Origin of the sequence: Agrobacterium sp. ST15.13.013, from assembly GCF_027956525.1 — a bacterium.
In the GTDB taxonomy this organism is placed as follows: domain Bacteria; phylum Pseudomonadota; class Alphaproteobacteria; order Rhizobiales; family Rhizobiaceae; genus Agrobacterium; species Agrobacterium salinitolerans.
Genome location: NZ_JAQKGP010000004.1, coordinates 18,564 through 44,100 on the forward strand (window position 1 = coordinate 18,564; position 25,537 = coordinate 44,100).

The following is a 25,537-nucleotide window of genomic DNA, read 5'->3' on the forward strand; positions in this document are numbered from 1 at the left end:
CGGGCAGTGCTGCGTTTAGGACGGAGCCCGTGCATTATCGCATGGTCGGCTGACTGGGCAACCCTTTATTGCCAAACTTCAATTGACGTTACGTAGGGTGCGTGTGACAATCCGTCGCATCGTAACGCAACGGATGAGGAGCCGGCGCGTTACAGGAAATGGTTCGTCCATGACGCAGGAGGGATATTATGAGTTATACGAATGCTGCTCCATCCTTTGGGCAGGCGCCGGAAGCGAACGGACATGGGGCTGGTCCCGTCAAGGTCGATCCGGATCGCATCACGATTGCAGTCATTCTCGCGAGAATGACGGAGTTTTTTGACTTTTTCATCTACGCCATCGCCTCCGCGCTCGTTTTCCCCCACGTCTTCTTTTCCTTCGTCGATCCGCTAACGGCCACGCTCTATTCCTTCGCGGTTTTCTCATTGGCCTTTATCGCAAGGCCGATCGGTTCGCTGATCTTCCTCCAGATAGACCGAAAATTCGGGCGCGCCGTTAAGTTGATGGCTGCCCTCTTCACGCTCTGTGGTTCCACGATGGCGATCAGCTTTCTTCCGTCCTATGCGGAAGCGGGCATGCTCGCGCCGGTCATGCTGGCTGTATTCCGTATCGGCCAGGGTCTTGGTCTGGGCGGCGCATGGGACGGTCTCGTCTCGCTGCTCGCCATGAATGCACCGCAGAAGCAGCGCGGATGGTACGCCATGATGCCTCAGATCGGTGCGGCCATGGGGTTCGGTCTCGCCAGCGCCTTCTTCATCGTCTTCGTGACGCAGCTTTCCAATGCGGAATTCCTCGCCTGGGGCTGGCGTTTCCCGTTCTTCGTGGCGCTAGCGCTGAATGTTCTCGCGCTCTTTGCCCGCCTTCGCATGATCGTGACGCCGGAATTCCAGGCCATGCTGGAGCAGCACGAGCTGGAACCGCGCCCCATGTTCAAGATGCTACGTTCACAGTTTCCGGTGGTGGTCACGGGTGCCTTCGTGCCGCTGGCGAGCTTTGCGCTCTTTCATCTCGTCACGGTCTTTCCGCTGAGCTGGGTTTCGCTCAACACCAGCCAGCGTGTGTCGGACTTCCTGTTCGTGCAATTCGTCAGCGCCATCATCGCCGGCGGCATGATCGTGGTTTCGGGCATTCTGGCCGACCGGATCGGCCGGCGGAAGCTTCTGGCTGTTGCGGCCGTGCTGATCGGGCTCTTCAGCCTCGTGGCACCCGTTCTCCTGAGTTCGGGCGATATTGGCCGCTATCTCTTCGTCCTGATCGGCTTTTCTCTGCTTGGCCTGTCCTTCGGTCAGGCGGGCGGCGCGCTTGCTTCCCGCTTCAGCCGTGAGTACCGCTATACCGGCGCATCGCTCACCTCGGATATTTCCTGGCTGATCGGCGCCGGTTTCGCACCGCTCGTCGCGCTCGGATTTTCGTCCAAATTCGGTCTTTTCGCCGTCGGCATTTACCTGATGTCGGGTGCGCTCTGCACGCTGATCGCCCTCTGGTTCAGCCGCACGCTGGACATGCCATCGGAGTGATCTGGGCAATTTAAAAATCCCTGCACCCATCGCGCCGTGGAATCCTGTCGGATTTCGCGGCGTTTTTGTTTTTTTATTGCGCCAGGTCGATTTTAATCTTGACTCAGTCGATCATGAAATATTATATAAGTAATACTGACGTAATTCAGTGTGCCTCACCGCCGGAAAGCCGGCCATCAGGGAACGCGATGCGAACGACGACGATCATTATTTGCGAGAAAGCGGCCAACGCCGCCACGCCGTTTGTCGGCCGCAAAACGACCGTTCGCGCCATTAAACGCCGATAAGCAGAAGAAGAGGAGCAGCCAGGTTGCCTGCGGCTCCGCCCGCAGAGTGCCGGCTGACGCGCCGGGTTTCGGGAAAGACGGCGATGCCGCGCGAAACGCGCAACGAGAGGAGAGTGCCTTGAGCGTGACGGAGCAAAAATTCGGCCTTTACGATGCGGCTTTTGAAAAAAGCAGCTGTGGCGTCGGTTTCATCACCCGCAAGGACGGCGTGCAGACACATGAGGTGCTGAAGCGCGGCCACGAGGCTCTCTGTGCCGTGCCGCATCGCGGCGGCATGTCGGCGGAAGGAGTCGGTGACGGTGCGGGCGTGTCGATGGATCTGTCGCTCTCCTTTTTCCAGAAGCTGACGGGCAACGATACCTTGCAGGCCGGCCGGTTTGGCGTCGGCAATTTTTTCCTGCCGCAGAACCCGTCTTTCCATGAACAGGCGGTTGGCATTATCGGCAGCGCGCTGCAGCAGCAGGGGTTTTCGACTCTCATCGTCCGCGACGTGCCGGTGAATGACGCGGCCATCCGCCCTGCCGCCATCCGTTACCAGTTGCCGATCCGGCAATGGGTCTTTTCGGCTCCGGCCGAATGCGGCACCCCTGCCGAATTCGACTGGCGTATCCACAAGGCGCTGCTCGCCATCGAAGCACTGGCCTATACCGTGCCTGATCTCGCCGGTCTTTACCCACTGTCGCTCAGCGCGCGCACGCAGGTGCTCAAAGGGCGTCTGAACTCGCACGAGGTCATGCCTTATTTCTGCGACCTCACCGATCCGCTCCATGAAGTGCATACGATGTATTTCCACACGCGGTTTTCCACCAATACCGATCCGCATCCCTCCATGGCGCAGCCCTTTCGCCTGATGGCGCATAATGGTGAGCTCAACACCGACAAGAAGAACCGGCTGTCTGAAGCGGCCGTGGCGTTGGCGAAGAGTGCCAGCATCGTCAGGCCGAAGGGCCAGTCGGACAGCTGCCGTCTGGACCAGACATTGCAGGCGCGGGTGATGGAGGATGGTCTAGACCTCGTCACTGCCGTGGTCTCGATGATGCCGCCGGCGTGGGAAAACGACGATACTCTCTCGCCGGGAGTCAAGGCGATGCTGGAATATTTCTCGCTCTATGAGGAGAAGAATGACGGTCCGGCCGCGCTGATCTTCGGCGACGGCAACATCATCGGCGCCCGTCTCGATCGCCTCGGCCTGCGCCCTTTACGCACCGTCGAGACGGAAGATTATCTCTGCGTCATGTCGGAGGCGGGGCAGATCGCCTTTCCGGCGGAAAGCGTCATCCGCCGCGGTCGTATCGAGGCGGGCGGCATGCTTTATTACGACCACGCCGAGCGGCGTGCCTTTTCCACCGTCGAGGCGTTGGAGCTTCTCGCCTCACGCCGCGATTATTCATCTCTGCTGCGCGAAGCCCGTGTCCTGCTGGACGATCTGCCGGAAGTGCCCGCTGAAAAGCAGGGCTCGCCACTACGTTACAATGGCGATCTGGAACGGCACCAGCGTTATGTCGCCTATTCGCATAATCAGGAAAGCTTCAAGTTCCTGATGGACCCGATGCTGGCCTCCGGCGCGGAAAAAATTTCGGCGATGGGATATGGCAATGCCATCAACGCGCTGTCCGATCAGGAAGGCGGCGTCGCGAAGTATTTTTCACAGCGTTTCGCGCAGGTCACCAATCCGCCGCTCGACAGTATTCGTGAGGCCGATGGCATGACGTTGCGTGTCGCCCTCGGTGCGAAGCCGAACAGCGGTGCGAAGAAGGCCCGCCAGATCGTCGTGCACTCCCCGATCCTGACCCATCTCGATATGTTGCGCATCCGCGAGCAGTCGGAGACCCCTCTTCGCCGTTTCGAAATGCTCTATTCGCCGGTCTTGGATGTTGCGGAGGCCAACGAAGCCGCGCTACGGCAGGCAATCGACGGGCTCTGCGATGAAGTTGTGGCTTTCGCGGCGGAGGAAGGCGGCATCGCCATCATCACCGACCGGCATGTTTCGGCGGGCCGTGCAGCTCTGCCGATGATCATGGTCGTCTCCGCCATCAACCAGCGGCTGATCGAGGAGGGTTTACGGCTGCGCGTGTCGCTGATTGTTGAAAGCGGGCAGTTTTCGTCCTCGCACCACATCGCGGCAAGCCTTGGCTTCGGGGCTTCGGCTGTCTACCCACTCGGCGTGCAGTTCCGCGCCGAGGAGAAATTCGGCGCCGAGGCTGACAAGGCGTTCAAGCGCTTCGCCAAGGCGGCTGAAAAGTCGCTGATGAAGACCATGGGCAAAGTCGGCCTGTGCACGGCGGAAAGCTACATCGGCGGTGAGTTCTTCGAGCCGAATTTCCTCGATACCGGCGATGCGGTGCTGAAGCGCTATTTCCCGAATGTGAAGACACCGGTCGGCGGCGTCAACTTCGCCGTCATCGCGCAGGCAGTCGTGGACTGGCACCGCAAAGCGCTGTCCGTGAAGGACGAAAACGACATTCCGCTGCTCGGTCTCTTCAAGGAGCGTGCGGAAGGTGCTGGCCATTCCTATGGCACGACGGCGGTACGCGGTTTCGTGGATATGACCGAGGAAAAGATCGGTTTCGACAAGGGAACCGAAAATGAGGACGCCTTGCGTCTGCTGCCGCTTAACCGGCTGGAAGATGCCTTCGGTCTCAACGATGCGGCCTATTATCACAACAGCTTTGACCGGCTGACCCCGGAGGCGATCGACGCATTCGAGGTGACGCCCGGCTACCGCGCCTTTGCACGCATGATGGCGGAAGAAAGGGCACGCCGTCCGGCAGCCCTTCGTGATGTTCTTGAATTGCCGGCCGATGTGACCTTTGCCGGTTCGGCCGAGGACTTCCGCCGCGAAATGGGGCGCTTTTCCAGACGTGGCAACAACAGCTTCATGGTGCGCGGATTGCTCTGCGAAAATGCAGGCGAAGGTGCGTTCCGGCTGCAATTGACCGGACCGCACGGTCACGAGCTTGCCCGGCTTGCCGCACTCGGTCAGTCGCTGCTCGACCGTTTCGGTGAGGATATTGCCGGCCATTGGCTGGAGGGCGGCGCGCTTCTGGTTCAGGCGAAGGGCGAAGCTTTCACCTATCTGTCGCTGATCCGCTCCGCACCTGACAGCATTGCGCTCGAGGCAGTGCAAAAGGCGAGCGAGATCACTAGGACGCTGGCATCGGGCGCCATGAGTCACGGCGCGCTGGTCGCAGCCGCCCATGAGGCGGTGGCGCATGGCACCAATATGGTCGGCGGCATGTCCAATTCGGGCGAGGGCGGCGAGCATATTTCCCGTTACGGCACCATCCGTGCCTCGCGCATCAAGCAGTTCGCCTCCGGCCGCTTCGGCGTCTGGGCCGGTTATCTTGCCGATCCGATGCTGGAAGAGATCGAGATCAAGATCGGTCAGGGCGCAAAGCCAGGCGAGGGCGGGCAGTTGCCGTCTCCCAAGGTGACGGTGGAAATCGCCGCCGCGCGTGGCGGCACGCCGGGCGTCGAGCTTGTCTCGCCGCCGCCGCATCACGATACCTATTCCATCGAGGATCTGGCCCAGCTCATCCATGACGCCAAGGCGGCGCGCGTGCGCGTCATCGTCAAGCTGGTCTCGTCGGAAGGGATCGGCACGATCGCGGTCGGCGTCGCCAAGGCGGGGGCCGATGTCATCAATGTCGCCGGCAATACCGGCGGCACGGGGGCGGCGGCCGTCACCAGCCTCAAATATACCGGCCGTGCGGCAGAAATCGGCATTGCCGAGGTGCACCAGGCGCTCTGCGCCACCGGCCTGCGCTCCAAGGTGCTGCTGCGTTGTTCCGGCGCACACCAGACGGCCAGCGACGTGGTGAAGTCGGCGTTACTCGGCGGCGACAGCTTCGAGTTCGGCACCACGGCGCTGATGATGCTGAAATGCGTCATGGCGAAGAACTGCAACATCAAGTGCCCGGCCGGTCTCACCACCAATCAGGAGGCTTTCAACGGCGATCCGCGCGCGCTGGCGCAATATCTCATGAATATCGCCCATGAAACGCGTGAGATTCTGGCCGCACTCGGGCTGCGCTCGCTGCGGGAAGCACGCGGACGTTCCGATCTTCTCCACCTCCTCGATCACCCGGCAAGCGTCGGCCAGCTTGACCTCCGGGCAATGCTTGCCGTGGTCGAAGAGGTGAAGATCGACAGCCCTGTCTATATGGAAAAGGATTTTGGGCTGGACGATGCCTTCATCGAACTCGTGCGCTCGGCTCTGGTGGACAGCAAGCGGGAAAAAATCGAGCTGGGCGGCAATCGCTTCCTGAATAATTGCAACAAGAGCGTCGGCGGCCAGCTCGCCGTCGATATTGAACGCATGCTGAACCACGAACTTTCCGACGAAGAGGCGGATGCGCTTCCGGCCGTGAAGCGGGACAGCCGTGGCCGCCGGTTCCTGGAGGCGGGTTCGGTGCGTATCGAGACGTCGGGTTCGGCCGGTCAGTCCTTCGGCGCCTTCTGCAATGACGGCATGGTCATGGTTCATACCGGCACCTGCAATGACGGTGTCGGCAAAAGCGCCTGCGGCGGCACCATCGTCGTGCGCTCACCCGGCGGCGGATCCGAAGAGGCGGGCGGTAATGTGCTGGTCGGCAATTTCGCGTTGTTCGGCGCCACCGGCGGCCGCACCTTCGTGGAAGGGCAGGCGGGAGACCGTTTCGCAGTGCGTAACTCCGGTGCCACCGCTGTCGTCGAAGGCGTGGGTGATTTCGCCTGCGAATATATGACCAACGGCGCGGTGCTGAACCTTGGCAGCTTCGGCAAGGGTTTCGGCAACGGCATGAGCGGCGGTTTCGTTTATCAATATGATCCCTATGGCGATCTGCCGAAGAAGATCAGCCATGATTCCATCCTGCTCGGCTCGATCACCGGTGAGGATGAGCAGGCCGCGATCCATCATCAGGCTGTGCACCAGCTTCTGGCCTGGCATGTCGCGGAGACCGGCTCGGCCAAGGCGGCATGGCTTCTGGAAAACTGGGAAAGCGAACAGCATAATTTCGTCTATGGCATGCCACGCGCCCTGCTGCTTTATCAGGATAGCGACGAGATTCTGAAGGCGAAGCCCCGCAAGGAACTGCTGGAGGAATTGGCATCCGCGCTTACCGCCCATCAACTGCGCAAGTTCAAGCTCGCCTATCGCGACCGCAAGGCCGTCCTGAACGGAAGGGTGCCGGATTATGGCGAGACGGATACGGAGGAGATGTATGCGCTTCTCAATAACTACACGGTGTTGAGCATGGCGCAGGCCATCGCCCTCCAGCGGGTGCCGACGGCGCCGGGTCCTTCCGACCCGGCTATTGAAAAAGCCGTGCGCAATCTCATTCTTACGGAAGACTATGCGCTGATGCAGCGGCTGCTGAAATATGCCCGCGAGGCGCTTTCAGACCATAACGATCAACAGCTCGCGGTGATGATCGCCGCCAAACGTCTCGACGATTACAAGCAGGCGCTGGCGCGCAGGAACACCTTGTCGGTGGACAGCCCCGGCACCTATGGCTGGATCATTCAGCAGAACCGGAAAAACATTGAGAAGATTGGCCGTCTGCCGGGCTTCGAGGAGCTTTTCGCAGCCCGCGCCATTCCGGACCTCGCCACCGCATCCAGCCATAGGGCAGCATGATGAAGATACCTTATATTCCCGAGGACGCGCCCTTCAACGGTGATCAGCGCGCATGGCTTTCCGGTTTTCTGGCGGGGCTCCATTCCCGTGCAGCCATCGGCATGGAGACATCTCTTGCTGCGGCCGCTCCGAATGCCAAGGCCAGTATGCTGAATATTCTTTTCGGCACCCAGACCGGCAATGCTGAGGCGCTGGCGATGGATATCGCCGCCGCCGCCCGCGCGCAGGGCATGCAGCCGGTGGTGACGGCGTTGGACGATGTCTCGATGGACGGTCTCGGCGCCATGAAGCGCGTCATTGTCGTCACCTCGACATATGGCGAAGGTGAAATGCCTGACAATGCTCAGCTTTTCTGGGAAGCGCTCACCGCTGACAGCGCGCCGCGTCTGGACGGGATGAATTTTGCCGTCCTCGCGCTCGGCGATACCGGCTATGACGGCTTCTGCCAGGCGGGCAAGCTGATCGATACGCGGTTCGAACAACTCGGTGGCAAGCGTATGAAGACGCGTATCGACTGCGATATCGACTTTGAGGACGCCGCCGCCGCATGGATCGGCGAGACGCTGCCGCTCGCGGTTGCTGTCGATGGCGGCAATGCGGCATCTGTCACCATGCCCCATGTCGCCGAGCCGCCCGTGCGGGAAAAACAGGGCTGGAGCCGCAAAAATCCCTATCCGGCTGAAGTAAGCGTCAATCGTCGCCTGTCCGGTACCGGCTCGTCCAAGGAAATTCGCCACTACGAATTCGACCTCGGCGAAAGCGGTCTGGACTATGAGGCGGGTGACGCTCTTGGCGTCGTGCCCCTGAACGATCCGAAACTGGTCGGCGCGCTGCTGCAACACTTCGAAGCGGCTGCGGACAGCCAAATCGCCGGGCTGGCCGGTCCGGTCGGCGATGCGCTTCTCAACATGTTCGAGATATCGACGCCCTCGCGCGAACTCGTCGCCGAGATCGGCAAGCGGGCTGGGCATGACGAACTCAGCCATGTTCTTGCAAACGGAGACAGGGAGCAACTGGCCGCCTTTCTCTGGAGCAAGGATATTCTCGACCTCATCAATCTCGCCGAAAAGCCGCTATTTGATGTTGCTGAATTCGTGACATTCCTGAAGCCGCTGCAACATCGCGCCTATTCCATCTCCTCCAGCCCGCTGGTTGCAAAAAACAGCGTGCATCTGACCATCGCCAGCGTGCGTTATCGCGCCGAGGGCCGTGAGCGTGGGGGCGTGTGCTCCACCTATCTCGCCGACCGCGTGGAGGCCGGGCAGAGTGCCGGGATTTTCGTCTCGCCGAACAAGGCGTTTCGTGTGCCGCAGGACAATGATGCGCCTGTTATCATGGTAGGGCCGGGCACGGGCATCGCGCCATTCCGGGCATTTTTGCAGGAACGGCAAGCCAGAGGCGCAAAGGGCAAAAACTGGCTGTTTTTCGGTGATCAGCACCGGCAGTCGGATTTCATCTATGAAAACGAGCTTGGCGACATGAGTCGCGATGGCGTTCTGACCCGTCTCGACCTCGCCTTTTCACGAGATCAGGCGGAAAAGATCTATGTCCAGACCCGCATGCGGCAGAACGGTAAGGCGCTCTATCAATGGCTTGAAGAGGGTGCTTTTTTCTATGTCTGTGGCGACGCGACCCGTATGGCGAAGGATGTCGACGATGCCTTGCGTGGCATCGTCAGCGAAGAGGCCGGCATCTCCGCCGAGGCGGCAAGCGAGTATGTGAACCGGCTGAAGCGCGAAAAACGTTATCTGCGCGACGTCTACTGACGATTGCCATGACGGGACCGCCTTGACGCACCGATTGGTTCAGCAATTGGTGCAGACGGTCTCGGCGTCGCGCTGCTTGAAGAAATACTCCCGCCCGATCGTGATCGACTTTACTCCGGACGAGGCAATGTCGGGCATGAACATCAACAATTCATGCGGTATGGAAAGTTCGACGTGGATGAGAAAGCTGTTTTCCACCAGCAGGCGCGTCGGAACGGCGACCGGTGAACCCACCGCATAGGGTCTCTGATTTTTCTCATCCCAGGACCAGGTGATTTTCGCCTGTTTTTGCGCGTCGATCTTGATGCCGCTGATCTTCAGCTGCAGACCCTTGGTGCTGTAGGGCGCAAACACGGCGGCTGCGACGTCCTGCATGCCCGTGAGATAGGTCTTATCGACGGAACCTGTTTTCGATATCAGATCATTGATGGAGGCTGCGGCGGTGCTTGCCCGCTTGTAGGTATTGTATCCGATCGTTAATTCGAAAGAGGTTAGATAAAGCGCAAGCAATATCGGAAAGAGGATCGCGAACTCCACCGCGCCCACGCCACGGCGATCTTTGGCAAAGCGTGAAACGAGCGCAACCAGGCGTCGTTTGCCGTTTGCCGCAACGGACACCAGCCCTGCCATCATGAGCCCCCGCCTGTGATGTATTTCTCATTCATGAACGCATTTGTCGCGACGATGAGGAAATGTGAGGGCATTGATCCATCGGCCGGACGTATTTTTGTGAGATATGGCCGGATGATATCGGCAACGACACGCCAGCGATAATAGACACGCAACATGTTGATGGTTTCCGGCCCGCCCGGCGTGAAGCCGAATTGAGCGGTATCGAGATCGTAATATTCGCCATAGGCCTTCAGCGGTATCGTGGTCGGAATATCCTTGAAGGCGGCAAAGGAGCGAAGGTCGATATAGAGCTTCTGTTCTTTATCGATCTCATCCGAGCAGGTAATCATCACTGAAACTTCGTCGCAGAAACTCTTGCGGAAATCCTCTTTCGAAATCGAGCTGCTGATTTGCCCTGTGCGCAAACGCCGCGCCATGGTCTCGGTGGCGTTGGCGACGACCTGTTCCGCCATCAAGGCGACGAAGGTCTCGATGATCGCAAAGACGACGAGGAAATAGGGTATTGCGAGTATCGCGAATTCGATAGCCGCTGTCCCGTCGCGCGAGACTCCCAATTTTTCCAGCAATGGCTTCAGTCTGGCCAGTCGCATGAGGCGATATCGATCTCTAAGAATATGCGGCGAGCGCAACCGTTGAATTTGTTGCGGACCATAACCACCCGATGTTTAAAATCAGTTACTTCGATAAACTATACTTTAGTGATTTCCAAAATCGATACGGCGCATAAAAAGCCCGGCACAGGGCCGGGCTTTATTGATTGCGAAAGGTAGGCTTATTCCGCGTCTGCCTTGGAGAGAACCTCAAGCGTGGGTGTCGAGGTGATATTGTAACCGCAATCCACGTAATGACATTCGCCGGTCACGCCGCGCGACATGCTGGACAGCAGATAAAGTGCGGACCCGCCGATATCGTCGATGTCAGCCGTCCGCCGCAGCGGTGCATTTTTCTGGTTCCACGCGTAGATAGCGCGTGCATCCGAGATGCCGGCACCTGCCAGCGTGCGGACCGGGCCGGCCGAAATGGCGTTGACGCGGATATCGCGCGGGCCGTAATCGGCGGCGAGATAACGCACGGACGCCTCGAGAGCCGCCTTGGCGACGCCCATGACATTGTAGTTCGGAATGACGCGCTGCGAACCATTATAGGTCAGCGTCAGCATGGAGCCACCATTGGTCATCAACTCAGCAGCGCGCTTGGCGATTTCCGTGAAAGAGAAGCAGGAGATGACCATGGTGCGGCTGAAATTCTCGCGCGTCGTATCCGCGTAGAGGCCTTTCAGCTCGTTCTTGTCGGAAAAGCCGATGGCATGGACGATAAAATCCAGCGAGCCCCATTTTTCGCGGATGGTCGCGAACAAGGCGTCGACCGAGGCGATATCCTCGACATCGCATGGCACGATGAAATCGGAACCGAGTTCGGCGGCGAGCGGTTTCACACGCTTGCCGAGCGCTTCCCCCTGATAGGTGAAAGCCAGCTCCGCGCCCTGTGCTGCAAGCGCCTTGGAGATACCCCAGGCGATCGAATGATTATTTGCGACGCCCATGATGAGGCCGCGTTTACCCTGCATGATGCCGTTCATGGGCAATTATCCGTTATGACGCTGGAAGACGAGCGTGGCGTTGGTGCCGCCGAAGCCGAAGGAATTGGAAAGGATGGTGTCGATCTTGGCGTTGTCGATGCGGTTGCGAACGATCGGAACGCCCGCAAATTCCGGATCGAGCTCGGAAATATGCGCGCTCTCGCCGATGAAGCGTTCCTGCATCATCAAGAGGCCGTAGATCGATTCCTGCACGCCGGCCGCACCAAGCGAATGGCCGGTGAGAGACTTGGTCGACTGGATGTGGGGGATCTTGTCGCCGAAAACTTCGCGGATCGCGCCGATTTCCTTGCTGTCGCCGACCGGCGTCGAGGTGCCGTGGGTGTTGATGTAGTCAATGTCGCCCTTCACGGTGGCAAGCGCCTGCCGCATGCAGCGGATCGCACCTTCGCCTGACGGGGCAACCATGTCGTAACCGTCCGAGGTCGCGCCATAACCGACAATTTCGGCATAGATTTTTGCACCGCGTGCCTTCGCATGCTCCAGCTCTTCCAGAACCAGAACGCCCGCACCGCCGGCGATGACGAAGCCGTCGCGGTTGACGTCATAGGCGCGCGAGGCGACGTCGGGTGTTTCGTTGTATTTGGACGACATCGCGCCCATGGCGTCGAAAAGGTTCGACATCGACCAGTCGAGATCCTCGTGGCCGCCGGCGAACATCACGTCCTGCTTGCCCCACTGGATCATTTCGGCGGCGTTGCCGATGCAGTGCGCCGAGGTGGAGCAGGCCGAAGAGATGGAGTAGTTGACACCGTGGATCTTGAACCAGGTCGCGAGCGTGGCCGAAGCGGTGGAGGACATGGCCTTCGGCACGGCAAAGGGACCGATGCGCTTCGGGCTGTTGTTCTTCAGCGTGATATCGGCGGCCTCAACGATGGTGCGGGTGGAAGGACCGCCCGAACCCATGATGATGCCGGTGCGCTCATTGCCGCTGATGTCGCTCTCCTCGAGACCGGAATCGGCGATTGCCTGCTTCATGGCGACGTGGTTCCAAGCGCCGCCTTGCGACAGGAAGCGCATGGCGCGACGATCGACCAGATCGGTGGGGTCTAGAGACGGCTTGCCCCAGACCTGGCACTTGAAACCGTGTTCGGCAAAATCCGGCGAAAAAGAAATGCCGGATTTGGCATTGCGCAGCGACGCGGTGACCTCAGCGGCATCACCGCCGATGGAGGAAACAATACCGAGGCCGGTGACAACAACTCGTCTCATCAAAGGGACCTTTTCTTTAGATTTCGGCTGGGCGACTTAAGGCCGTCCGGCGTTTGTCTCGATTATTTCGTCTGCCTCAGGCAGACTTTTCCTTGGACAGGCCGACCCGCAGATCCGATGCCTGATAAATGGTTTCACCATCCGCCTTCAGCCAGCCATCGGCGGTGCCAAGCACCAGACGGCCGCGCATCACGCGCTTGAAATCAATACCATATTGCAGGAGCTTGGTGTGAGGGCGAACCATGCCCTTGAATTTCACTTCGCCGGTGGAAAGCGCCATGCCGCGGCCTTCTTCGCCAAGCCAGCCGAGGAAGAAGCCGGTCAGCTGCCACATGCCGTCAAGGCCGAGGCAGCCCGGCATGATCGGGTTGCCCTGGAAATGGCAGGGGAAATACCAGTCGTCGGGGCTGACATCGTATTCGGCGCGGATGAAACCTTTATCGAACGCGCCACCGGTTTCGGAAATTTCGGTGATGCGATGGACCATGAGCATGGGGGGCAATGGGAGCTGTGCATTTCCCGGGCCGAACAATTCGCCGCGACCGCAGGACAGGATCTCCTCGTAATTGTAACTTGATTGCCTCGTTGCCATACCGCTTTCACTTCCCCAATCACTGGTGTTGATCGACTTCACTAGAGCAAGTTAGGTTCAAAATGAAGCGCTGCAAGGGCAGAGGCGGTTTCGCCCCCATTCTTTGTCTTCAGAACCTTCTTTGCCGAAGTCATTACCTCAATATGCCGTCCGCATACAGGAACCATCCGGCTGGAACCAGAGGAAATTTGCAGGAATGGCCGGTTTGCAGCCATTTGCGACACGCAGCGGCGCTGAAACTATTGAAAGCAATCCCTGCAAAAGATATATGCTATTGCAATTGACGGGTTTCATACCCCTGTTTGGAATGGGATGGCATGGCATTTGACGCCACATTGGATATCGGAACGAGGCTGCGGCGCTCGGGGCTGCGGCCCACGCGCCAGCGCGTTGCTTTGGGCGATCTTCTCTTCGCAAAGGGTGATCGCCACCTGACGGTCGAGGAGCTGCATGACGAGGCGGTCACCGCTGGCGTGCCCGTTTCTCTCGCCACGGTCTACAACACGCTGCACCAGTTTACCGAAGCCGGCCTGATCCGAGTTCTGGCCGTCGAAGGTGCGCGCACCTACTTCGATACTAACGTCTCGGATCACCATCACTTCTTCGTGGAAGGTGAGAACGAGGTTCTCGATATTCCCGTCAACAATCTTCAGATCGACAATCTGCCGGAAGCGCCCGAGGGCATGGAAATCGCCCATGTGGACGTGGTGATCCGCCTTCGCCGCAAGCGCGGCTGACGCTTCTATCTGATGACGGATATGAAAATGGCGCCGAAGGGCGCCATTTCTGTTTTCAGCGTCTCTTTCGACAGGTCACTTCATCACGTCTTCCGGCCGTCTGCCGGGCTTGGCCTTATAGGGTGGGAAAGTCCAGCCGAACAGCAACGCACCGGAGCGCACGGATAAGGCTGTCAGGAAACCCGCGGCGGATGCGGCATAAAGCGGTGCGCCGAAGAAATAGACGATAATGAAGGTGGACGAACCCAGAAGCGCGCAGGTGATATAGATTTCCGGGCGCAACAGAACGGAAGGCTCCCCGGCCATAATATCGCGCAGCACCCCTCCGAATGTCGCCGTCAGAACGCCTGTGACGATGGCGACGGTTGCCGAGCCGCTCGCGGCAAGGCCTTTGGCTGCTCCCATGACGCAATAGGCGGACAGGCCGAGGGCATCGAGCCAGATCAGTACGCGATAACGGGATTCGAAAAGATGCGCGGTGAAGAACAGCAGAACCGCGACCGAGACGCAGACGAGAATATAGGTGGGGTTTATCACCCAGAATACTGGCGTTCTGCCCAGTACCAGATCGCGCACCGTACCGCCGCCGATGCCGGTTGCTGCTGCGAAAAACAGGAAGCCGATCAGGTCCAGCTGTTTGCGCGAGGCGGCGAGTGCGCCGGTTGCGGCAAACACGGCGACGCCGGCATAATCGAGAAAACCGAGAAGTGTCATGAAAAGGTTCCTCCCGGAACACGGGCAGCGAACACGTCAGTGTCGCGCAAGCACTAAACTCTAGGCTGGCCGCCCGGATGATCGCAACATCCATAACTCAAACGGATGCAAAGGAAAATGCCGTGCGAATCGCTCTCGTTGCCGCTCTTCAGGCGCTGGTTCTCTTGATGTTCCCGGTGGCGCTCGCGGCGCAGCAGCAGCTGGTGAACGATCCGGAGATTTACGAGAAGGATCATTTCCGCAACGAGTGCAGGGTGGCGGCTTTCGGCGACGATTTCGTTACACGGCTGGATATCAACAATGACGGGCTGATGGATGCCGTCGTCAATCATGGCGTCCTGGATTGCGACGGCGAAAAAGGCCGCGCCTGCGACGACGAGGGATGCCCCTATAATTTCTATGTCCAGGTGAAAGAGGGCGGCTATCTGATGATCGCGACGGCCCGGATTTACGGTTATGATTTCATCAAGCGGTTCGGCAACATGGTTTTCGTGCTGAAGATGCATCCGCGTTATTGCGAGCGTACCGACAAGGAACCCTGCCTGATGACGGTGCGGGTCCGCGGCACGAAATTCGTCACCATCTCGCGAAAGTGACGACGACGATTTTCAGGGCGTAATTCGCCGGATTTTGACCCTTTGATTGTAGCGCTGGCGAAGCGAGCGCGGAATGATGAAGGTGGCGATGGCGACGGTGAAAACCGTGGCCGCAACCACCCAAAGGGCATTCGATTGCAGCGTGGCGGCGAGAACGGCGCCGCAGATCGCGCCGCATATCATGCCAAGCCATGGCACGATCTGAATGCCCCAGTCGAGGCTCCGCTCGCCGAGAAGAAAACGGCCGATGCCGCGGCCGAAGCGGGAAAGCGCGCCGGTCACATAGGTAAGCCCGATCGGCAGTCCCTCAATGTGCTCAACGGCGGCGTTGACCATGCCCATGGCGAAAACGACGAGGTAAAACTGCGCAAGAGCGGACGTCGCGCCGCCGAGCAGCGCGGCAATTGTTACCAGCAATCCCACCGCCATCAGAACGGCGAAGATGCGCCGGTCGAACTTATGCGCCACCACGATGCCGCCGGCATTGCCCGCCACGAAGGCAACGATTGCGAAAAGCAGCTTTGCGGCATGGGAATAGAGGCCAGCCTCCATCGAGACTGCGGCGCGCGTGGTGTTACCGGTCATGAACGACACGAAGTCACCTGAAATATGCAGGCCCACCGCATCCGTCATGCCCGCGATGAAGGAAATGGCGGCAACCAGCGCAATTCCGGTTCCGGTTCGCCTTGCCCTGATGATACTGCGGCGTCTTTGTCTGGTCATGGAGAGCTCGATATGGAAAAACGGCGGGCCTGTGGGTGGGACCGTGTTATCCTATGTCTAAAATGCCGGACGGTACATTTGCAATCGTTCTGGAGGCGCTCGGGAACCTCTATTTTGTCTAGACAAATACAAAATCCCTGCCTACCATGCCTCAAATAAAGCGAAAAACAACATCGCACAAAAATAAATCAAAAGGGGTTCAGATCATGAAGAAAACATGGGTTCTCGCCACAGTCGCCGCGCTCTTTTCATCCGCTTCCGCCTATGCCGAGACGTCGGTAACGATCGGGATGTCCGGCTGGACCGGTTTTGCGCCGCTGACGCTCGCTAAACAGGCCGGCATTTTCGAAAAGAATGGCCTCAAGGTCGATATCAAGAAAATACCGCAGGCGAGCCGCCATCTGGCTCTTGCTTCCGGTGACATCCAGTGCGCAGCCACCACAGTGGAAACATGGATTGCCTGGAACGCCAATGGCGTGAAATCTACCCAGATTTTCCAGATGGATAAATCGCATGGCGCCGATGGCATCGCCGTGCGCAGTGATGTGGCAAAGGTCGAAGACCTGAAAGGCAAGACGGTTGCCGCTTCCGCGCCGGGCACTTCGCCTTATTTCTTCCTTGCCTGGATCCTCAAGGAAAACGGCCTCACCCTGAAGGACGTCAAGGTCGTCAACCTCGAACCGGGGCCGGCCGCGCAGGCGTTCGTTGCCGGTCAAAATGACGCGGCCATGACCTACGAACCCTATCTGTCCACTGTCCGCGCCGCCCCTGACAAGGGTAAAATCCTTGCCACGACGCTGGATTATCCCGCCGTCATGGATACGTTCGGTTGCACCCCGGATTTCTTGAAGGCCAATCCGCAGGCGGCGAAAGCCCTGGCGGACAGCTATTTCCAGGCCCTCGAACTCATCAAAGCCGATCCCGAAAAGTCCTATGCGACGATGGGGGCGGATGTGAAGCAGACCGGCGAGGCCTTTGCCGCTTCGGCAAAGTTCCTCGAATGGCAGGACAAGGCCGCCAACCAGAAGTTTTTCGAGGGTGAATTCAAGACATTCTCGGAAAAATCGGCGGATCTGCTGCTGGAAATCGGCGTTATAAAGTCGAAACCCGATCTTTCGACACTCGCGGATACGTCCTTCATCAAGTAACAGAAAATGCGGCCGCATTCCCTGCAGGGAATATAGCAGCCAAAGACAGGTGAGTGCGTCGATTGTGCGTCACGAAACGCGCATGGCGTTCTAATGGCGCGGCAAAGGTGCCGCGCCGGTTTTCCGGACAGGCGACAGATGCAACCTCTTCAACCCATCAGGAACAGCACGAGAATTGCTCTCGGCATCCTGTTCTTCGTGCTGTTTTTTTTCGCCTGGGGCTTTGCCACGCTGGGCGGTTTCGTATCGCCGACCTTTCTGGCTGACCCCATCACCATGCTGAAGGACGGCATCTACCTCCTCACCGACCAGGGGTTTGCCAGTGATATAGGCATGACGATCTGGCGCGTGGTGGGCGGTTTTGTGCTGGCCTCGGTCGTCGCGGTGCCGGTCGGCATCGCCATGGGGGCCTATAAGCCCATTGAGGCGCTACTGGAACCTTTCGTCTCCTTCGCGCGCTATCTGCCTGCTTCCGCTTTCGTGCCGCTCCTCATTCTCTGGGCCGGCATCGGCGAGATGCAGAAGCTGCTGGTGATCTTCATTGGCGCGGTTTTCCAGATCATCCTGATGGTGGCCGTGGCTGTCGCCGGCACGCGGCGTGATCTGGTGGAGGCCGCCTATACGCTGGGTGCGAAGGATCGGGGTGTTGTTCGCCGTGTTCTCATTCCTGCCAATGCGCCCGATATCGCGGAAATCCTCCGTCTCGTTCTCGGCTGGGCCTGGACCTATGTCATTGTCGCGGAACTGATCGGCGCCTCCTCGGGCATCGGTTATATGATCATCAACAGCCAGGCGCTGATGGCGACCGGGCAGATCATCTTCGGCATCATCGTCATCGGCATTATCGGTCTTATTTCGGATTTCGCGTTCAAATCGTTGAACCGGAAGCTTTTCGCCTGGAGGCTTGCCTGATGAACGAGCTCGTTATCAAGGGCGTCAGCCGCACCTTTCCGGGCGTGCAGGGCGGGCAGCCGACACTGGCCTTGCAGCCCACCGATCTGGAAATCCCCCGCAATGATTTCGTCACCATCCTCGGCCCGTCGGGATGCGGAAAATCCACCTTGCTGCGCATCATCGCTGGTCTCGACCGTCCGACAACCGGCGAAGTCCTGCTGTCCGGCAAGGCGGTGACGGGCCCGGGGGCGGATCGCGGCATGGTGTTCCAGTCCTACACCCTGTTTCCCTGGCTGACGATCCGCGAAAACGTCGCCTTCGGCCTGCGCGAACGCGGCGTGGCCGAGACGGAAAAATGGGAGATCGTCGATAGCTATATCGACAAGGTCGGCCTGCGCGGTTTCGAAAATCATTGGCCGAAACAATTGTCTGGCGGCATGCAGCAAAGAACGGCCATTGCCCGTGCGCTCGCGAACGGCCCGAAAATTCTGCTGCTCGATGAGCCTTTCGGCGCTCTCGACAACCAGACACGCGGTCTGATGCAGGAGTTGCTGCTCGGCATATGGGAGCGTGAGCAGAAGACAGTCATTTTCGTCACCCATGATATCGAAGAGGCGGTCTTCATGGCGTCGCGTGTGGTGACCATGTCCGCAAGGCCGGGTCGCATCAAGTCGATCACGCCGGTCGACCTGCCGCATCCGCGTCACTACACGATCAAGGCCAGTCCGGAATTTTCGCAGCTGCGCGCGAAGCTTACGGAGGAAATCCGCAGTGAGGCGATTGCCGCTGCGGCCCATGGATAGGCGAAAGGGGAGGATAAAGGCATCGGGATGAGAAGTGCTGGCGCCGATCTTCAAGAAAAATCGTTGCATGAGCGCATCCGCAATGATGTCGAGCGCCACATCATGTCGGGCGAATGGCCGCCGGGTTATCGCATTCCCTTCGAACACGAGATGACCAGGCAATATGCCTGTTCACGCATGACGGTGAACAAGGCTCTCGGTGAATTGGTGCAGCGCGGACTCATCGAAAGACGCCGCCGGCTTGGCACTTTCGTTCGCCAACCCCATGCGCAATCCGCCGTTCTGGAAATCCACGATATTGAACGGGAGGTGCAGGCGCTGGGTCTCGTCTACAGTTACCATCTCGACAAACGACGGCTGCGTCCTGCGGGGGAAAAAGACGGTGCGGCCATGGCGCTTGCTGCCGACGCCCAGATCCTGGAACTCACCTGCACGCATTTCGCTAGCGGCGTTCCCTTTTGCCTTGAGGAACGCATCATCAATGTTACCGCCGTTCCGGATGCGGAAGCTGCGGATTTTTCACAGATCGGGCCGGGGACGTGGTTGCTGAAAATGGTGCCCTGGAGCGCTGCCGAACACCGCATCAGCGCTGTTTCGGCCGACCGTAAAAATGCGGCGGCGCTTGGTATTGCCTCCGGTGCTGCCTGTCTGGTCATCGATCGACGGACGTGGCATGGGGCGGATTATGTCACCCGCGTCCGTGTCACCTATCCTGGTGACCGCCATGCGCTCGTCGCACAGTTTTCGCCCTCGCAGAACAGCTGAAAGCCGTCGATCGGTCAATTTTTTGTAAAGAAGAGTTTACGAGTCGTCTTTTGACAATATAATAGTTGTCAAAGGAACTCAGGTTTATTATCGGAACGTCAAGCTTTCACGACGGCATCCGTTCAAGGCCCCGGTTTTCAACAACCGGTCAATCTGCGGATGAGTTCATCGACGGAAATCCGGGATAAAATTATGTCAGCTGAGACCTCAACTTCTTCCGCATCCTTCAACAAGGCAAACACAACTAGGCATATCTCCCTTGCCATGGCTGTCACCTTGCTGGCCGGCTTGAATGCCGGCGCGGTTTTCGCTCAGACGGCACCGGAAACCCAGGCACAGCCCGCACCGCAAACAGAAGCGGTTCAGCCGACTACTCCTGTAACGCCGAGCGCTCCGGCCGCCGCGCCAGTCCAGCCTTCCGCGATGGCGCCGGGACAGCCGGCTGCCACCGCGCCCTCGCAGCCTCAGTCAACTCAGCGCGCAGCAGTCCAGTCTGCACCCGCTCAGCCTGCGACGAATACCGCACCGGGAGCCGAAGGCCTGGCGCCGCAGCCGGCGCAAACCGAGCAACCCGCACAGACGGGCCAGACGACCGCGCCGAATGAAGCCGCGACCCCGATAGAGCCTCTCGGCACCGAACCCGCGAGCGCTGAACATCGAGCGGATATCCCGCACAACCTTTCTCCCTGGGGCATGTTTATGGCGGCCGACTGGGTCGTGAAGGGTGTCATGATCGGTCTTGCCTTCGCATCGCTGGTCACCTGGACGGTCTGGGTCGCGAAGTCTATCGAGCTTGCGGGTGCTCGGGTGCGCGCCGGCTCGACGCTCAAGGTCATTCGCAAGGCAAAAACTCTGACTGAGGCCACCGAAGCGGTTGAAAAGAAGGGCGGTCCGGCAGCCTTGATGCTGCGCATGGCAACCCATGAAATGCAGCTTTCCGATGCGGTGGTCGACCATACTGATGGCGGCGGTATCAAGGAACGTGTCTCTTCGGCGCTCTCGCGTATCGAAACCCATGCGGGCCGCCGCATGTCGCGCGGGACGGGTGTTCTGGCGACCATCGGTTCCACTGCTCCCTTCGTCGGTCTGTTCGGCACCGTCTGGGGCATCATGAACTCCTTCATCAGCATTTCGGAATCGCAGACGACCAATCTTGCCGTCGTCGCGCCGGGCATTGCCGAAGCGCTGCTCGCCACCGCCATCGGCCTTGTCGCCGCTATTCCGGCTGTCGTCATCTACAATGTCTTCGCCCGCTCGATCACCGGTTACCGCCACCTGCTGGCGGATGCCGCAGCCGGCGTGGAGCGCCTTGTCAGCCGCGACCTCGATTTCCGCCGCATTCCGCCGGGCAGCGCCAGCAAGCCCGCAGTATCGCTGGTTGGACGGTGATCGGCCATGGCTGGCGGTATTCGCGAAAATAGCGGAGACGATCTCTCCGAAAACCACGAGATCAATGTCACGCCCTTTATTGACGTGATGCTGGTTCTGCTCATCATCTTCATGGTGGCGGCGCCGCTCGCCACCGTCGATGTGAATGTCGATCTGCCGGCATCCACTGCCAAACCGGCGGAGCGCCCGGAAGAGCCGCTTTATCTGACCGTCAAGGACGATCTGTCGCTCAATCTGGGAAATGATGCGGTTGCCCGCGAAGAATTGGCCGCCGCCATCGACCGGCAGACGGGCGGCAAGAAGGATACGCGCATCTTTCTGCGGGCCGACAAGGCCGTCGACTACGGTCACTTCATGGAAATCATGAACCTGCTGAGAGATGCCGGCTATCTGAAGATCGCCCTTGTAGGGCTGGAAAACGCGGCTGCCGCATCGCAGCCCGCTACTGTTGGCCAACCCGCAGCGCCGGGAACCGCGCCATGAGTGAAAACGGCTACCCGCAGGCCCGCCATTCCCGTCTCGGGGAAGTGACGCTGTGGTCCGCCGCGGCGCTGCTCATGCTGGGCGTTCACGCCGGTTTTGCCTATTATCTGATGCAGGAGCCCGAGGAGGTGGATGCCGGTGGGCCACCGCCTGCCGCAATCATGATCGAAATGGCGGCGATACCGGAAGCCGTCCACACCGAAGAAACGACGCAGGCGCAGGATGTCGAAGACGCCGAAGAGGTAAAGAGCGATAGCATCGAACCGGTGGAGGAAGCCGCTCCGGAAGAGCCGCCGCCACCGGAGCCGGTTGCGGAAAAGCCGCCGCCAGAGCCGGTGCAGTTGCCCGAACCGCCCGTCGAGGAGATCGTCGAACCGCAGGAAATTCCCGAACCCGTCGAGCCGGTCGATCCCGTTCAGGAGCAGATGATGGCGGAACTCGACAATATCGAGGTTCCTCTGCCCGTCATGCGTCCTCCGCCGCCACCTGTTGAAAAGAAGGTGGAAAAGAAAGAGCCGGAAGAGAAAAAGAAGATCGAGCGCCAGCGTCCCAAACGGCAGCAGGCCTCGGACTTTCGCGAAACGGCAAAAGCTGAAGCGCAGCAGTCCGACCGGACGGCGGCATCGCGCAGCAACGCCGGCTTCTTCTCGTCATCGTCCGCCTCACCGGCGAAATGGGGGTCGAAGGTCCGCTCGCATATTCAACGGCGCAAGCCCCGGTCTCTGCGTAGTGATGCTATGACCGCGACGGTTCGCTTCCGGGTCAACGATGCTGGCGCCATCAGCGGTGTCAGCGTTGTGCAGTCTACGGGAGATTCCTCTATCGACCAGCAGATTGCGGCATGGATTCAGAGCGCATCACCTGTGCCTGCTCCACCTCCGGACGCAAACAAAACGATCACACTGCCGATCAGCATCCGCTAGGCCGTCCCGCTTGGGGCGCACCCGTTATTCCGTGCGTACGGCGCGGTTTGCGCGCGAATAACATTTCGCGAATGTTTTCGATGGTGTAGGTCTTGGAGACTTTACGAGCAGAGGCATTCCGGAATGAAATTCTCAATCGCAGAGGCGGAGGATCTCGTATCCTCTATCTTTGACCGCAACGGCGTTCTGCCGCAAAACGCCCGTTCGGTGGCAAAGGCACTCGTCGCCTCCGAGGCGGCCGGTCAAGGTGGTCACGGTTTTCGCCGTATCCCCGTTTATGTCCGGCAGGCGCGGGTTGGAAAGGTCGATGGCGAGGCGCGTCCGGCAGCGACCCGCGTGAAGCCGGGCGTACTCTCGGTTGACGCCAACCACGGTTATGCCTATCCGGCGATCGATTGCGCTCTCGAGGAATTGCCTGAAATGGCCCGGCAGCAGGGCATTGCGCTTGCCGCAATCCACCGCTCCCATCATGCAGGCGTTATGGCGCTGACCGTCGAGCGGATCGCCGAAATGGGCCTTGTTGCACTCATGTTCGCCAACGCGCCGGCATCCATGGCGCCCTGGGGCGGCAACAAACCGCTTTATGGAACCAATCCTATCGCCTTCGCCACGCCCGTCAGCGGCGCCGATCCGCTGGTCATCGATCTCGCGCTCTCCAAGGTCGCTCGCGGGAAGATCATGGCCGCCCGCCAGAAGGGTGAAACGATACCCGGCGACTGGGCGCTCGACCGAAACGGCCGGCCGACGACCGATCCCGAAGAGGCAATAGAGGGAACCATGGTGCCCGCGGGCGAGGCCAAGGGCGCTGCGCTGGCATTGATGGTGGAGATCATGGCCGCCGCGATTACCGGCGGGAACTTCGCATTCCAGGCTTCTTCGCTTCTGGACGACAAGGGAGCGCCACCCTCTCTTGGCCACACGATCATCGCCATAGACCCGGTATCGTCAGGCGGCGCGACCTTTACCGAGCGGTTGGCGCTTATCGCCGGCGAGATAGAAAAGCAGGAAAATGTGCGTCTGCCCGGCCGCCGCAGTCAGGGGATTCGCAAACAGGCACTGGAAAGCGGCATCGTGATCGAAAGCGATATTCTGGCCGAAATTCAATCGCTCTGATGTGATGATAAAAACCCGGCGGGTCGAATATGACCCGCCGGGCAAACCGTACATGGCTGCTTTACATTCGCGTCGATAGGGCCGGGCATCATGTCCGGTCCGCTTTGGTCCGCCATCCCGCCACTGATATGGAAGGATTTTGACGCAGAAAGCTGCTCATTCGGTTTTCAGCTTACGGAAGGAGACGTTTCGCGTAAGCTTGAATATAAACGGCGACTATGCCTCTTGCTCGATCAGGCCGCGCAGCAATGCGATGCTGACGGCGTTCAGCAGATTGGCCGCACCCAGCCTGTGTCGCACGCGCTCAAGAGTATCCTTTACGTCCGCCTCGTCAGCACCCGTCATCAAGGCGACATGGGAGGGATGCTTGCCCCTCGCGACCAGACCCAGATAATGCCGCTCACGCTCCGAAAGGATAATTTCACGCGTTTGGCGATGTTCATGCGGTGTATTTGAAGACATTTTCTTTCAGCCTTAAAATAGATTGGCCTTTCCGGCGCACGATCAGGCAATGATTCATTCCCCGAAACCAGCTCGTTTACCGCTCTGTCTACACGCGAACAGAAACGCTAAATTCGCCAATAGGTTTCATCCGGCATTGGGAATTACGCAATAAAAGCTGGCTTCCCAGCCAGCCGATCCCGGCGCGGACGCTCTATTCTGAGCATTGAGAGGAACTGCGACACCGATATCGCCAGAGACAAAATCGATCTTGCGGAAAATGCAGCTTCAAGGCCCTGGAATGTTTTCGTCACGCCTTGGGGATATGCGGCGCTCTAATAGGTGATATGCCTCACCGATAGAATAACATCGCGCGCCAAGTTTTCCGTTTTACTGTTATGTTTCGGCACATATTGCGATGGTCGCCGAAATATTTCTTAAACTTAATGCGTCATTGCGAAATATTGATGCCGTCAACATGTATTATCCGGCGGAATGATGCGCGTGTTTCTTGCGAATATCCGTCGGTGTCGCCCCGAACCAGCGGGAGACGGAACGCGAAAACGCACCGGGTGTCGAATAACCGAGCCTGTAACTAATGTCGGAGACAGGAAGATCGCTTTCCACGAGAAGCTTGAAACCGGCATTTTTGCGAATGGCGTCCTTTATCTCGTTGAGATTGGTGCCGAGCTCTGCGAGCCGCCGTTGAAAACTGCGTTCCGACAGGTTGAAATAAGGAGCGATCTCACCGAGTGAAAGCTCGGTATCCGAGAGGCGCATCTGCATGTACCGCTTTACCTGATCAATGAAATGGGTCGCATCCGCCGATGTTTCCGGTCGCAACATGCGGCATTGCAGGTTCATCAACTCGAACAGCCGCTCATCCGCAGCCGGATTGACCACATCGAGAAGCGATATCGGAAGACGCATGGTATGGATCGGCTGGGAAAAACTGACGCGCCTGGTCATTCTTTCTTTAAATAGCTGAATATTATTCGGTTTCGGCCGCTCCAGACCGATCTCTATCTGGTTGATACGGTCTCCGAGAATATCACGCAGACGCTGCACCAGGACGGCAAGGGACAAATCCACATATTGATCGCGTTTGGCGATAACCGGCGCGAAAGACCATGACAGGGTTACCTGCGTGGCATCCGTTACCATGGTGAAATTGCTGTTGTTGGTGGCGTAATAAACATGGTCCTGAAGAAAACGCAGGAACGCCCGTACCGTCGGTGCGCTGATCAGCCCATATCCGAACGCGCCGGATGCACCCGCCGGAAAGGTGGAGGCGCATTGCAGACCGAAGGCGTCGTCGCCGGAAATCAGTGCGCAGGTTTCGAGCAGGCGGGAAAATCTATCGAGGCTGATGCGTTCCGTCAGGCTGCTGAATGTGGCTGGATCAATGTCCAAAGCCGCACATATCGGCACGATATCGATGCCCCGGGACCGGGCATAATTGCTGACGCCGGCAGCCAGACCGGCCACCACAGTTATCTCGTCACTGACCCTCTTTTCAGGCATCCCTCGCCTTGGCGTACCATGTTTGGAAATTGTCGCCTGATGGTAAGCTTTGAGAGAGCG

General features: G+C 59.0%; 22 protein-coding genes. 13 read left to right on the forward strand and 9 right to left on the reverse strand.

What is annotated here, in order from left to right:
* Positions 1 to 188: 188 nt before the first annotated feature.
* The 3 genes from PL597_RS05435 to PL597_RS05445 all read left to right on the forward strand — a co-directional run bounded on the left by PL597_RS05435 (position 189) and on the right by PL597_RS05445 (position 9,190).
* Positions 189 to 1,517, forward strand: coding sequence for an MFS transporter (locus PL597_RS05435; RefSeq protein WP_077984559.1), 1,329 nt, complete (start codon positions 189 to 191; stop codon positions 1,515 to 1,517).
* Between the two features lie 405 nt (positions 1,518 to 1,922).
* Entirely contained in the window at positions 1,923 to 7,424 is a 5,502-nt protein-coding gene (locus PL597_RS05440; RefSeq protein ID WP_271364722.1) for a glutamate synthase-related protein, read from the forward strand.
* Positions 7,421 to 9,190 carry a sulfite reductase subunit alpha gene (locus PL597_RS05445; protein WP_333781940.1) on the forward strand — a complete coding sequence of 590 codons (1,770 nt, stop codon included), beginning with the start codon at positions 7,421 to 7,423 and terminating at the stop codon, positions 9,188 to 9,190. The genes PL597_RS05440 and PL597_RS05445 overlap by 4 nt, the downstream gene beginning before the upstream one ends.
* Positions 9,191 to 9,229: 39 nt before the next feature.
* Here the strand turns inward: PL597_RS05445 and PL597_RS05450 are convergent, their stop codons facing one another.
* The 5 genes from PL597_RS05450 to fabA all read right to left on the reverse strand — a co-directional run bounded on the left by PL597_RS05450 (position 9,230) and on the right by fabA (position 13,224).
* On the reverse strand, positions 9,230 to 9,823 hold the full coding sequence (locus PL597_RS05450; RefSeq protein ID WP_137409565.1) for a TadE/TadG family type IV pilus assembly protein: 594 nt from the start codon (positions 9,821 to 9,823) through the stop codon (positions 9,230 to 9,232).
* A complete protein-coding gene (locus PL597_RS05455; RefSeq protein WP_077984555.1) occupies positions 9,820 to 10,413 on the reverse strand; it encodes a TadE/TadG family type IV pilus assembly protein in 594 nt (197 codons plus the stop codon). The genes PL597_RS05450 and PL597_RS05455 overlap by 4 nt, the downstream gene beginning before the upstream one ends.
* Before the next feature lie 182 nt (positions 10,414 to 10,595).
* Positions 10,596 to 11,402, reverse strand: coding sequence for an enoyl-ACP reductase FabI (fabI, locus tag PL597_RS05460; protein WP_142913783.1), 807 nt, complete (start codon positions 11,400 to 11,402; stop codon positions 10,596 to 10,598).
* Between the two features lie 6 nt (positions 11,403 to 11,408).
* Positions 11,409 to 12,632, reverse strand: a complete 1,224-nt coding sequence (fabB, locus tag PL597_RS05465; RefSeq protein ID WP_077984553.1) for a beta-ketoacyl-ACP synthase I — start codon at positions 12,630 to 12,632, stop codon at positions 11,409 to 11,411.
* 76 nt (positions 12,633 to 12,708) lie between these two features.
* A complete protein-coding gene (gene fabA / locus PL597_RS05470) occupies positions 12,709 to 13,224 on the reverse strand; it encodes a 3-hydroxyacyl-[acyl-carrier-protein] dehydratase FabA (protein ID WP_077984552.1) in 516 nt (171 codons plus the stop codon).
* 317 nt (positions 13,225 to 13,541) lie between these two features.
* Here fabA and irrA point away from each other — a divergent pair, with 317 nt between their 5' ends.
* Positions 13,542 to 13,961 carry an iron response transcriptional regulator IrrA gene (irrA, locus tag PL597_RS05475; protein ID WP_003507276.1) on the forward strand — a complete coding sequence of 140 codons (420 nt, stop codon included), beginning with the start codon at positions 13,542 to 13,544 and terminating at the stop codon, positions 13,959 to 13,961.
* 75 nt (positions 13,962 to 14,036) lie between these two features.
* Here the strand turns inward: irrA and PL597_RS05480 are convergent, their stop codons facing one another.
* Positions 14,037 to 14,675, reverse strand: a complete 639-nt coding sequence (locus tag PL597_RS05480) for a trimeric intracellular cation channel family protein (protein ID WP_077984550.1) — start codon at positions 14,673 to 14,675, stop codon at positions 14,037 to 14,039.
* 77 nt (positions 14,676 to 14,752) lie between these two features.
* On the opposite strand from PL597_RS05480, the gene PL597_RS05485 reads away from it, so the two are divergent.
* Positions 14,753 to 15,271, forward strand: a complete 519-nt coding sequence (locus PL597_RS05485; RefSeq protein ID WP_137409568.1) for a hypothetical protein — start codon at positions 14,753 to 14,755, stop codon at positions 15,269 to 15,271.
* Between the two features lie 12 nt (positions 15,272 to 15,283).
* Here PL597_RS05485 and PL597_RS05490 read toward each other — a convergent pair whose 3' ends face one another.
* Positions 15,284 to 15,994 (reverse strand): YoaK family protein, encoded by a 711-nt coding sequence (locus tag PL597_RS05490; protein WP_271364724.1) that lies wholly within the window; start codon positions 15,992 to 15,994, stop codon positions 15,284 to 15,286.
* A gap of 206 nt (positions 15,995 to 16,200) precedes the next feature.
* On the opposite strand from PL597_RS05490, the gene PL597_RS05495 reads away from it, so the two are divergent.
* The 8 genes from PL597_RS05495 (at position 16,201) to PL597_RS05530 (ending at position 23,512) form a co-directional block, all read left to right on the forward strand.
* Positions 16,201 to 17,142, forward strand: coding sequence for an ABC transporter substrate-binding protein (locus tag PL597_RS05495; RefSeq protein ID WP_162520586.1), 942 nt, complete (start codon positions 16,201 to 16,203; stop codon positions 17,140 to 17,142).
* A gap of 138 nt (positions 17,143 to 17,280) precedes the next feature.
* Positions 17,281 to 18,054, forward strand: a complete 774-nt coding sequence (locus tag PL597_RS05500; RefSeq protein ID WP_142913780.1) for an ABC transporter permease — start codon at positions 17,281 to 17,283, stop codon at positions 18,052 to 18,054.
* On the forward strand, positions 18,054 to 18,839 hold the full coding sequence (locus PL597_RS05505; protein WP_142913779.1) for an ABC transporter ATP-binding protein: 786 nt from the start codon (positions 18,054 to 18,056) through the stop codon (positions 18,837 to 18,839). The genes PL597_RS05500 and PL597_RS05505 overlap by 1 nt, the downstream gene beginning before the upstream one ends.
* A gap of 27 nt (positions 18,840 to 18,866) precedes the next feature.
* Entirely contained in the window at positions 18,867 to 19,604 is a 738-nt protein-coding gene (gene hutC, locus PL597_RS05510) for a histidine utilization repressor (RefSeq protein ID WP_271364725.1), read from the forward strand.
* A 192-nt stretch (positions 19,605 to 19,796) separates the two neighbouring features.
* A complete protein-coding gene (exbB, locus tag PL597_RS05515) occupies positions 19,797 to 20,993 on the forward strand; it encodes a tonB-system energizer ExbB (RefSeq protein ID WP_271364726.1) in 1,197 nt (398 codons plus the stop codon).
* A gap of 6 nt (positions 20,994 to 20,999) precedes the next feature.
* Positions 21,000 to 21,476 carry a TonB system transport protein ExbD gene (gene exbD, locus PL597_RS05520; protein ID WP_137409572.1) on the forward strand — a complete coding sequence of 159 codons (477 nt, stop codon included), beginning with the start codon at positions 21,000 to 21,002 and terminating at the stop codon, positions 21,474 to 21,476.
* Positions 21,473 to 22,399, forward strand: a complete 927-nt coding sequence (locus PL597_RS05525; RefSeq protein ID WP_271364727.1) for a TonB family protein — start codon at positions 21,473 to 21,475, stop codon at positions 22,397 to 22,399. The genes exbD and PL597_RS05525 overlap by 4 nt, the downstream gene beginning before the upstream one ends.
* Positions 22,400 to 22,522: 123 nt before the next feature.
* On the forward strand, positions 22,523 to 23,512 hold the full coding sequence (locus PL597_RS05530) for an Ldh family oxidoreductase (RefSeq protein WP_271364728.1): 990 nt from the start codon (positions 22,523 to 22,525) through the stop codon (positions 23,510 to 23,512).
* A 216-nt stretch (positions 23,513 to 23,728) separates the two neighbouring features.
* Here the strand turns inward: PL597_RS05530 and PL597_RS05535 are convergent, their stop codons facing one another.
* Together PL597_RS05535 and PL597_RS05540 are read right to left on the reverse strand one after the other, a co-directional pair.
* Positions 23,729 to 23,974 carry a transcriptional regulator gene (locus PL597_RS05535; RefSeq protein WP_077984540.1) on the reverse strand — a complete coding sequence of 82 codons (246 nt, stop codon included), beginning with the start codon at positions 23,972 to 23,974 and terminating at the stop codon, positions 23,729 to 23,731.
* A 462-nt stretch (positions 23,975 to 24,436) separates the two neighbouring features.
* A complete protein-coding gene (locus PL597_RS05540) occupies positions 24,437 to 25,477 on the reverse strand; it encodes an AraC family transcriptional regulator (RefSeq protein WP_142913776.1) in 1,041 nt (346 codons plus the stop codon).
* Positions 25,478 to 25,537: the final 60 nt, after the last annotated feature.

Excerpts from the sequence above, each read along its gene's own strand:
- PL597_RS05435 (WP_077984559.1), top strand. The coding sequence starts at position 189 with ATGAGTTATACGAATGCTGCTCCATCCTTTGGGCAGGCGCCGGAAGCG.
- PL597_RS05445 (WP_333781940.1), top strand. The coding sequence starts at position 7,421 with ATGATGAAGATACCTTATATTCCCGAGGACGCGCCCTTCAACGGTGAT.
- PL597_RS05450 (WP_137409565.1), bottom strand. The coding sequence starts at position 9,823 with ATGATGGCAGGGCTGGTGTCCGTTGCGGCAAACGGCAAACGACGCCTG.
- PL597_RS05455 (WP_077984555.1), bottom strand. The coding sequence starts at position 10,413 with ATGCGACTGGCCAGACTGAAGCCATTGCTGGAAAAATTGGGAGTCTCG.
- fabI (WP_142913783.1), bottom strand. The coding sequence starts at position 11,402 with ATGAACGGCATCATGCAGGGTAAACGCGGCCTCATCATGGGCGTCGCA.
- fabB (WP_077984553.1), bottom strand. The coding sequence starts at position 12,632 with ATGAGACGAGTTGTTGTCACCGGCCTCGGTATTGTTTCCTCCATCGGC.
- fabA (WP_077984552.1), bottom strand. The coding sequence starts at position 13,224 with ATGGCAACGAGGCAATCAAGTTACAATTACGAGGAGATCCTGTCCTGC.
- irrA (WP_003507276.1), top strand. The coding sequence starts at position 13,542 with ATGGCATTTGACGCCACATTGGATATCGGAACGAGGCTGCGGCGCTCG.
- PL597_RS05480 (WP_077984550.1), bottom strand. The coding sequence starts at position 14,675 with ATGACACTTCTCGGTTTTCTCGATTATGCCGGCGTCGCCGTGTTTGCC.
- PL597_RS05485 (WP_137409568.1), top strand. The coding sequence starts at position 14,753 with ATGATCGCAACATCCATAACTCAAACGGATGCAAAGGAAAATGCCGTG.
- PL597_RS05490 (WP_271364724.1), bottom strand. The coding sequence starts at position 15,994 with ATGACCAGACAAAGACGCCGCAGTATCATCAGGGCAAGGCGAACCGGA.
- PL597_RS05495 (WP_162520586.1), top strand. The coding sequence starts at position 16,201 with ATGAAGAAAACATGGGTTCTCGCCACAGTCGCCGCGCTCTTTTCATCC.
- PL597_RS05500 (WP_142913780.1), top strand. The coding sequence starts at position 17,281 with ATGCAACCTCTTCAACCCATCAGGAACAGCACGAGAATTGCTCTCGGC.
- PL597_RS05505 (WP_142913779.1), top strand. The coding sequence starts at position 18,054 with ATGAACGAGCTCGTTATCAAGGGCGTCAGCCGCACCTTTCCGGGCGTG.
- hutC (WP_271364725.1), top strand. The coding sequence starts at position 18,867 with ATGAGAAGTGCTGGCGCCGATCTTCAAGAAAAATCGTTGCATGAGCGC.
- exbB (WP_271364726.1), top strand. The coding sequence starts at position 19,797 with ATGTCAGCTGAGACCTCAACTTCTTCCGCATCCTTCAACAAGGCAAAC.
- exbD (WP_137409572.1), top strand. The coding sequence starts at position 21,000 with ATGGCTGGCGGTATTCGCGAAAATAGCGGAGACGATCTCTCCGAAAAC.
- PL597_RS05525 (WP_271364727.1), top strand. The coding sequence starts at position 21,473 with ATGAGTGAAAACGGCTACCCGCAGGCCCGCCATTCCCGTCTCGGGGAA.
- PL597_RS05530 (WP_271364728.1), top strand. The coding sequence starts at position 22,523 with ATGAAATTCTCAATCGCAGAGGCGGAGGATCTCGTATCCTCTATCTTT.
- PL597_RS05535 (WP_077984540.1), bottom strand. The coding sequence starts at position 23,974 with ATGTCTTCAAATACACCGCATGAACATCGCCAAACGCGTGAAATTATC.
- PL597_RS05540 (WP_142913776.1), bottom strand. The coding sequence starts at position 25,477 with ATGCCTGAAAAGAGGGTCAGTGACGAGATAACTGTGGTGGCCGGTCTG.